A 6,324-nucleotide genomic window follows, 5' to 3' on the forward strand; every position below is an offset into this window, starting at 1 on the left:
GTCGGCGTAGCCGCGGGCGGCCTTGCCGTGGTCGGCGAGCATCTGGCGCCGCTCCTCGTCGGGCAGCAGGTACCAGTCCAGCGAGCGGACGAACGGGTAGAGGCAGAGGTAGCCGCGGGGCTCCTCGCCGGCGATGAACGCGGGCAGGTGGCTCTTGTTGAACTCGGCCGGGCGGTGCAGCGCGGTGTTCGACCACACCGGCGTCGACGCCCGCCCGAGCGCGGTGCGCCGCAGCGCGGTGTAGGTGGCCTGCAGCGACTCGACGTCGGGCGCGTGGGTCCACACCATCCAGTCGGCGTCGGCCCGCATGCCGGCGAGGTCGTACACGCCGCGGACGACGACGCCCTTGGCCTCCTGCTCGTCGACCGCGGCGGCGAACTCCTCGGCGGCCGCGCGACGGTCGTCGGGGAGGCGCGCCTGGTCGGTGCGGAAGACCGACCACATGGCGTAGCGCAGCGTCGAGTTCAGCTCGTCGTAGTTCAGCCTGGCCACGCCGACCATGGTGCCACGGCGGTCGGACGGCGGCCCCGGACCGCCGGGCCCCGGGCCCCCGTCGCGAGGGGACGGTTCGGTCGCTCTACCGGCACGAGGGTTCCCCTCGCGCGGGTCGGCCACCGTCAAGCCCGCGCGCGAGGGGAGGATTCGGTCGCTCTAGCGGCGCGAAGGCTCCCCTCGCGCCGCGCGCGTCCTCAGGTGCTCGACGACCCGCTCGGCGGCCGCGTCCCCGGTCGCCAGGCAGGCCGGCACCCCCACCCCGTGCAGGGCCGCTCCCGCCACGGCGAGACCCGGCTCCGCCGCCACAGCCCGCTCGATCGCCGCGACGCGGTCGTCGTGCCCGACCCCATACTGCGGCAGCCCGCCACCCCACCGCGCCACGACCGTCTCCAGCGGCTCGGCGTCGAGCCCGAGCAGCGCCGCGAGGTCGGAGCGCACGGCGGCCACCAGCTCGTCGTCGTCGCGGTCCAGCGACACGGTGTCGCCGAAGCGCCCGACCGAGGCCCGGAGCACGAGGGCCGCGTCGGTGGCCAGGTGCGGCCACTTCACCGACGACACCGTGACCGCCTTGATCGTCCACGGGGTTCCGTCCGGGCGCCGCTCCCCCGACCCGATGAGCACCCCGGAGCGGGCGCCGAGGTCGGTGCCCGGCGGCACGGCGAGCGCGACGACGGCGCTGGAGGCCAGCTCGATGCCCGCCGCGGCCCGGGCCGCGGCGGGCGCGACGTCGGCGAGCAGGCGGCGCAGGCCCGGGGCGGGCACGGCGAGCACCGCCGCGTCGGCGTCGAGGACCTCCTCCCCCGCCGGGCCGGACGCGGTCACCCGCCAGCCCTCGGTGGTGCGGTGCACCCGCGTGACGGTGCGGGCCAGGCGGACCTCGGCCCGGGCGGCGACGGCGAGCGCGACCGGGAGGTCCGCGAGCCCGCCGCGCAGGGTGCCGAAGACGGGGGCGGGCGCGGTGCCGTCCGGCGGGGCTGCAGCGGGAGCCGCATCGAGCGCGTCGGCCGCGGCCGCGCGCAGCGAGGGCGCCCCCCGGTCCAGCGCGGCGGCCAGGGCGGGCACGGTCGCCCGGACGCCGAGCGCGTCGGCGCGCCCCGAGTAGACCCCGCCGAGGAGCGGGTCGACGAGCCGCTCGGCCACCTCGTCGCCGAAACGGGCCCGCACCAGGCCGCCCACCGAGTCGTCGCCGGCCCAGTGCGGGGGGCCGAGCGCCTCCTCCGCCTCCAGGGCGGCGCGCCCGGCCGGGGAGAGGAGGTCGGCGACGGCGGGCGGGTCGGCCGGGACGCCCATGACGGTCCGCCGCGGCATGGCGTGGCTGACCCCGCCCGCGCGGATCGCGGAGGACGCCGCCGACGGGTGCACGATCTCGTCGACGAGCCCGAGCTCGGTCAGGCGCTCGGCGGCCTCGGGCCGGCGGGCGAGGAACGCCTCGGCCCCGACGTCGACGCGCACACCCGCGAGGTCGACCGCGGCGAGCTTGCCCCCGAGCACCCGCGCGGACTCCAGCACGGTGATCACGGCGTCGTCGCCGAGCCGCGTGCGCAGCCGGTGCGCCGCGGCGAGCCCGCTGACCCCGCCGCCCACGACGACGACCCGCGCCGCACCCGGCGTCGGGCCCTCCGTCGCGCTCACCCGACCGGGAGGGCGTGCACCAGGTCGACGACGCGGGCGAGCGCGTCGGGATCGGTCTCGGGCAGCACGCCGTGCCCGAGGTTGACGACGTGGCCGGGGGCCGCGCGGCCCTCGTCGACGATGCGGCGGACCTCGCGCTCGACGACGTCGGGGCCCGCGAACAGCACGGCGGGGTCGAGGTTGCCCTGCAGCGCGCGGTCCGGGCCGACGCGGCGGGTCGCCTCGTCGAGCGGCACCCGCCAGTCGACCCCGACGACGTCGGCGCCCGCCTCGCCCATCGCCGTCAGCAGCTCGCCCGTGCCCACCCCGAAGTGCGTGCGCGGCACGCCCGCGTCCGCCAGGCCCGCGAGGACCTTCGCGGAGTGCGGCATGACCAGCGCGCGGTAGTCGCGCTCGGAGAGGGCCCCGGCCCAGGAGTCGAAGAGCTGCACCGCGTCGACCCCGGCGTCGATCTGCGCGCGCAGGAAGGTCAGCGCGAGGTCGGCGAGCCGGTCGAGCAGCGCGTGCCACGTGTCGGGCTCCGCGTGCATCAGGGCCTTGGTCCGCTCGTGGTTGCGGCTCGGGCCCCCCTCGACGAGGTAGGAGGCGAGCGTGAACGGCGCGCCCGCGAACCCGATGAGCGGGGTGTCGCCGAGCTCGCCGACCAGCAGGCGGACCGCGTCGGCCACCGGCGCCACGGCCTCGGGGTCGAGCCGCGGCAGGGCCGCGACGTCGGCGGCGCTGCGCACCGGGGACTCGATGACCGGGCCGGTGCCCGCGACGATCTCCACGCCGACGCCGGCGACCTTGAGGGGCACGACGATGTCGGAGAAGAGGACCGCGGCGTCGACGCCGTAGCGGCGCACGGGCTGCAGCGTGATCTCGCAGGCCAGGTCCGGCGTCAGGCAGGACTCGAGCATGCCGGTGCCCTGGCGCACCCGGCGGTACTCCGGCAGCGACCGCCCGGCCTGGCGCATGAACCAGACGGGCAGGTGGCCCGGGCGCTCGCCCCGCGCGGCGGCGAGGTAGGCGGAGCCGGGGAGGTCTCGTCGGCCCGGACCCGTCGGGCCGCTCGACCCGGCGACCGTGCTCGAGGTCGGCGCACTCATGGTGCCGTCCAGTGTGCCATTCGGGCCGATGGCCCTCGTGCGTGCGCTTCGTGCCCCAGCACGGACACGCCCGCACGAGGGGCCGAGCCCCGACGCGGCGCGTCGGTACTGCCGCGCGTGTCGCGAGCCACCTACGCTGCGTGAGGTGACCGCCGCCGCGACCGCCCCCGAGACGTTCCGGAGGGCTGTGGAGTCGCTGGCCGCGCTGCGCACCCGTCCCGAGATCGAGCTGCGCGACATGCGCCCACCGCAGCGCCTCGCGCCCTGGTCGGCCGCCTGGAGCGCCGAGGTGGTGTCCCCGGCCGACCCCTCCGGGGCCGAGCCCGACGTGCTGGTCACCGGCCGCCTGGTGCTGCTGCACGACCCCGACGGCCAGGAGGCGTGGGACGGCACGCTGCGGCTGGTGACGTTCGTGCGCGCTGAGCTCGACCCCGAGCACGCGAACGACCCGCTGCTGCCCGAGGTCGCCTGGTCCTGGCTGACCGGTGCGCTGGAGGAGAGCGGGGCCGACTCCACCGCGGTCGGCGGGACCGTCACCCAGACCTCCTCGGTGCGCTTCGGCGACATCTCCGGGCCCTCCCACGTCACCGACCTCGAACTGCGCGCGTCGTGGACACCGGTGCTGGGCGAGGACCCGGCGGCGGTCGACCTCACCGAGCACGGCACCGCGTTCACGACGGTGCTGGCGACGGCGGCCGGGCTCCCGCCGGTGGGCGTCGCGAGCCTCGCCGCGCACCGTCCGGGCTGACCCCCCGGGCGCCCGGGTGCCCGGCACGCCCGACACGCCCGGGCCACCGGGGCACCTCGGGCTCCCTCACCCACGCCGGAGGTCGGGGAGCCGGTGCGGCGCCGCCGGCGGCCCGGTCGGGTCCGCAGTGCCTCGCACGGGCGGGCCGGGCAGCGTGCATCCCGGATCGTTCCCGACGGAGACACCACGGTTCCCGACGTCTCGCCGCGAAGCGGTTCGCGGTCGTTTTCGACCTTGCATTTCCCGGTACCACTGGTGCCGACGGGAGCCCTTTTCGCAGGCCACGGCACCGCGTGTACGCATCGGCCCGTCCCCGCCGCGCTTCGCCTCCGCGGGGGAACGGCGGGCCGCGAACGGGCCACGATGCCGCCGCCGAACGTCGTCGGGCTACTACGGCTGACCTTGACCGGAGAATGCGTCGAACGTCGCAACCGCCGTCCGGCGAACGGCCGCATTGTGTACGTACCGTCACAGTGACTACACACTGTGTCACGACGAGCTGACGGAGCGTCGCGCCGCGACACCACGGAGTGACCACGACGCCGTTCCGGGGGAAACTCCACCGAGCGAAGTTGGCCCTAATGCTCTCGTTAACTCGCCAGGGGGGATATGTTCTTCCGCGACGCACTTCCTCGGCCGTTCGGCGGCGCGGTCGGAGACCGGGGGATCCAGGTGCGTCTTGTCGGGGGGCAAGACCGACTCCAGGGAGGTAGTTGACGTGGCTACCGTGGGCCCAGGGATGGCTCTACGAGGCGTCGCGAGCGGGCTGTTGCCACCGGCGATGGTTCCGCATCCGCGTGAAGAGATGTTCTCCGTGCTGGTGGTCGACGACCACCCGCTGCTGCGCGAGGCGATCGCGCAGCGGCTGTCCTCCATGGGTGCGGGCACCGTCCACGAGGCGGCCTCGATCTCCGAGGCCAGGACGCGGGCGCTGGCCTCCGGGCCGTGCGACCTCGCGATCCTCGACCTCGGACTGCCGGACGGCAGCGGGCTCGACCTGATCGCCGAACTGCGGGCCCAGGGGTGGAACCGCATCGTCGTGCTGGCGGCGTCGGACGACCCGTCGGCCGTGCGGGCGGCGTTCCAGGCGGGCGCCCAGGCGTACCTGCTGAAGTCGGCCTCACCCGGCATCGTCACCGACGGCGTGCGGCGCGTGCTGGAGGGCGGCCTCTACGCCGACCCGTCGGTCGCTCCGCTCCTCGCGGCCGGCACCCGGGTACCGGCGACCGACAACACCCCGCGGGAGCTGTCGGCCCGTGAGGTGGAGGTGCTCCAACTGGTGGCGGACGGCCGCTCCAACAAGGAGATCGGTGACGCGCTGAGCCTCTCGGCCCTGACGGTCAAGAGTCACCTCTCGCGGATCGGTCGCAAGCTCGGCACGGGCGACCGCGCCCAGATGGTCGCGCTGGCCATGCGGGCCGGCGTCATCCGCTGAGCCCGCCCCAGGACCCCGGCGACGCCGGGACGACGGCGCAGGGCCAGGAGGGCGACACGGAGTCCGGCGCGGACGACGTGGTCGACCTCCTGGCCCCGGCCGAGGGCGTGCCCGAGCTGATCACCGACCGCGGTGCGCTGACCGAGCTCGCCGCGGCCATGGCCGCGGGCACCGGCCCGGTCGCCCTCGACGCCGAGCGGGCGTCGGGGTTCCGGTACTCGGCCCGCGCCTACCTGGTGCAGCTGCGCCGCGAGGGCGCCGGGTCGGCCCTCGTCGACCCCGTCGCCGTCGGCGGGGACCTCACCGTGCTCGGGGAGGCGCTGCGCGGCGTCGAGTGGGTGCTGCACGCCGCCTCCCAGGACCTGCCCTGCCTCGCCGAGGTGGGCATGCACCCGGACTCGCTGTTCGACACCGAGCTCGCCGGGCGACTCGCGGGCTACCCCCGGGTCGGCCTCGGGCCGCTGGCCGAACGGCTGCTCGGCGTCCGGCTGCGCAAGGGCTACGGCGCGGCCGACTGGTCGACCCGTCCGCTGCCGGCCGACTGGCTCGTCTACGCCGCGCTCGACGTCGAGCTCCTCGTGCCGATGCGCGAGCTGCTCGGCGCCGACCTCGAGCGCCAGGGCAAGGCCGAGTGGGCCCGCCAGGAGTTCGAGGCCGTCCGCCTCGCCGGTCCGCCGCCCCGGCGCGCCGAGCCGTGGCGACGCACGTCCGGGCTGCACAAGGTGCGCAGGCCGCGCCAGCTCGCCGTCGTGCGCTCGCTGTGGGAGTCGCGCGACGAGCTCGCTGCGAGCCGGGACGTCGCTCCGGGACGACTGCTGCCCGACACCGCCATCGTCGACGTGGCCGTGCGCGAGCCCGCCGACCGGGAGGCGATGGTCGCCCTGCCCGTGTTCCGCGGGCGGGCGCAGCGCCGCCTCGCCGAGCGG

General features: G+C 76.5%; 6 protein-coding genes. 3 read left to right on the forward strand and 3 right to left on the reverse strand.

Going from position 1 to position 6,324, the window contains the following annotated elements; genetic code table 11:
- The 3 genes from AC0CYZ_RS26910 to hemE form a co-directional block, all read right to left on the reverse strand.
- The coding region (locus AC0CYZ_RS26910) for a chlorite dismutase family protein (RefSeq protein ID WP_472221088.1) at positions 1-492 on the reverse strand (492 nt) is incomplete at its 3' end.
- Positions 493-651: 159 nt separating this feature from the next.
- On the reverse strand, positions 652-2,127 hold the full coding sequence (hemG, locus tag AC0CYZ_RS26915) for a protoporphyrinogen oxidase (RefSeq protein WP_472221090.1): 1,476 nt from the start codon (positions 2,125-2,127) through the stop codon (positions 652-654).
- Entirely contained in the window at positions 2,124-3,215 is a 1,092-nt protein-coding gene (gene hemE / locus AC0CYZ_RS26920) for a uroporphyrinogen decarboxylase (protein ID WP_472221092.1), read from the reverse strand. Before hemE ends, hemG begins: the two co-directional genes overlap by 4 nt.
- 145 nt (positions 3,216-3,360) lie before the next feature.
- Between hemE and AC0CYZ_RS26925 the strand changes: the two genes are divergently transcribed.
- The 3 genes from AC0CYZ_RS26925 to AC0CYZ_RS26935 form a co-directional block, all read left to right on the forward strand.
- The gene (locus AC0CYZ_RS26925; protein ID WP_472221094.1) at positions 3,361-3,963 is read left to right on the forward strand and encodes a DUF3000 domain-containing protein; all 603 of its coding nucleotides are present in this window, start codon (positions 3,361-3,363) and stop codon (positions 3,961-3,963) included.
- A gap of 718 nt (positions 3,964-4,681) precedes the next feature.
- Positions 4,682-5,398 carry a response regulator gene (locus tag AC0CYZ_RS26930; protein ID WP_472221096.1) on the forward strand — a complete coding sequence of 239 codons (717 nt, stop codon included), beginning with the start codon at positions 4,682-4,684 and terminating at the stop codon, positions 5,396-5,398.
- Positions 5,399-5,475: 77 nt separating this feature from the next.
- Positions 5,476-6,324, forward strand: an 849-nt coding sequence (locus tag AC0CYZ_RS26935; protein ID WP_472221098.1) for an HRDC domain-containing protein, incomplete at its 3' end; no start/stop codon positions are given.

This window comes from Actinomycetospora sp. (assembly GCF_055612215.1).